This is a genomic window from Hydrogenivirga sp. 128-5-R1-1, from assembly GCF_000171895.1.
The window spans coordinates 1-2,153 of record NZ_ABHJ01000167.1; the positions used below are offsets into that span (position 1 = coordinate 1).

Consider the following 2,153-nt stretch of genomic DNA (forward strand, 5'->3'; position numbering starts at 1 on the left):
TTAACATTTGATAACTTAAAATATTACGGTCAGGTAGAAATAATACACTCATTTAGACAAGATAAAGTAGATTCAACTTAAATGAAACTCCAACTCCTCTTATACAGTTGTAAATCTAAAAACTGCATATAGATTAAAATACCTTTCTATTGGAGCTGGTATTGATAACGTTTTTGATAAATTTTACTACACCCCATCTTTCATATTTAAGAAACCCATTCTCTGCAGGTATGAAAACACCTGAACCGGGGAGGTTTATTTATCTGAATTTAACTGCGAACTTTTAAAGGTTGAATAAAGTATTAGGGCCTTTACGGCCCATTCTATTTATCTAATTATACAATTTCAAGCATTCTATCAAGAGGTTTTCTTGCTTTTTCTATTACTTCTTCTGGAAGAACAATTTCATTTGTTTCGTTTTCTAAAACTTCTTTTATTTTATCAAGGGTATTTTTTTTCATATCACAGCAGTGAACTGTACCGCAGTAGTCTGCATTTACAGGGAAAATGTAATTTTTATTTGGATTAATTTTTTCAAGCTGGTGTTTTAAACCAACTTCTGTTCCTATGATTACATTTTCAGCATCACAGGTTGTAGCAAACTCAATAATTTGTGAAGTACTTCCTACAAAATCAGCTATTTCTGAAGTTTTTGTATTGCACTCAGGATGAACTGCTATTTTCGCATCAGGATATTTTTCCTTCAGCTCAAGAAGTTGTTCTGGAGATAAATTAAAGTGAGGAGGACAAAAACCTTTCCACAAAATAAACTCCTTTTCTGGAACTTGCTGAGCAACAAATCCACCTAAAAACTGGTCAGGTACAAAAATTATTTTATCTTCTTTTAATGCTTTTACTACTTTTACAGCGTTTCTTGATGTGACTATCACATCTGCAAGTGTTTTTACATCTGCATTTGTATTTACATAAGCAACTACAGCTGCATCTGGATGTTCTTCTCTTAATTTTTTTACCCCTTCATATGTTGCCATATCTGCCATAGGACAGCCACTTTCAGGGTTTGGATGGAGGACTTTTTTCTCAGGATTTAAGATTTTTGCAGTTTCAGCCATAAATTTAACACCGGCAAATACAATTATATCTGCATTTGTTTCCTGTGCTCTTCTTGCAAGTTCTAAACTATCTCCAATAAAATCAGCTATGTCCTGTATTTCACCTCTTTGATAGTAGTGGGCAAGAATTACGGCATTTTTCTTTTCTCTAAGCTCATTTATTTCATCTATTAGTGTTCTTTCTGCTACAGTCATATAATCCTCCAATCAAACAGCGTTTTATTTTTAGATAATATATATTATTGCATATTGTTTTCAAATTCAATTAAAACATCTTCTTCTAAAGATTTTATTCTTTTTTTATTTAATTTTATTGAAGAATTTATATCTTCAATATGAAGTTTACCAACAGACGATATTCCTTCCTCTCCTACAATTTTAGGTGCAATGAAAACTGAAATTTTATCAAAAAGGTTTTCCTTTATAAATTGAGTAATAATTTCTTTTCCACCTTCTACTAAAATATGGATAATATCTCTTTTATAAAGTTCATTTAATATATCTTTTAGCTCAAATTTTCCTTTGTCTAAAGGAAGTTTTATAATCTCAATATTTTCTTTTTTACTTAAATTTTTAATTTTTTCTTTATCTGCATTTTTTCCTACAAACACTATTGTTTTTACAGTTTCATCAAAAATTTTATAATCTATAGGTGTTTTTAGGTTTTTATCTATTAAAACTCTAACAGGCTGTTTGTCTGTTTTTATATGTCTAACAGTTAACTGCGGATTATCTTTTAAAACTGTTCCAACCCCTACAAGTACTGCGGAAGCTTCTTTTCTCAACTTATGGGCATACTTTCTTGCTTTTTCTCCTGTAATCCATTTTGAGCTTCCTGTAAATGTGGCAATTTTTCCATCTATTGTTTGTGCCCATTTTAGATGAATAAATGGTCTTTTTTCTTTTATGTAAACAAAAAAGTCTTCATTTAATTTTTTTGCTTTATCTTCTAAAACTCCTGTTATAACTTCTACACCGTGTTCTTCAAGCAGTTTTATCCCTTTCCCTGCAACTAATGGATTTGGGTCTAAAGTGGCAACTACTACTTTTTTTATTTTATTTTCTATTATTGCGTTGGTA

Annotated in this window: 2 protein-coding genes; both read right to left on the reverse strand. The window is 30.4% G+C overall.

Features of this window, described 5'->3' with window-relative positions; all coding sequences use genetic code 11:
* Positions 1 to 335: 335 nt before the first annotated feature.
* Positions 336 to 1,268: a quinolinate synthase NadA gene (gene nadA / locus HG1285_RS03845; protein WP_008288782.1), complete on the reverse strand. Its 933-nt coding sequence runs from the start codon at positions 1,266 to 1,268 to the stop codon at positions 336 to 338.
* A 44-nt stretch (positions 1,269 to 1,312) separates the two neighbouring features.
* Positions 1,313 to 2,153: bifunctional diaminohydroxyphosphoribosylaminopyrimidine deaminase/5-amino-6-(5-phosphoribosylamino)uracil reductase RibD (gene ribD / locus HG1285_RS03840; protein WP_008288783.1), on the reverse strand; the 841-nt coding region annotated here is incomplete at its 5' end.

Excerpts from the sequence above, each read along its gene's own strand:
- nadA (WP_008288782.1), bottom strand. The coding sequence starts at position 1,268 with ATGACTGTAGCAGAAAGAACACTAATAGATGAAATAAATGAGCTTAGA.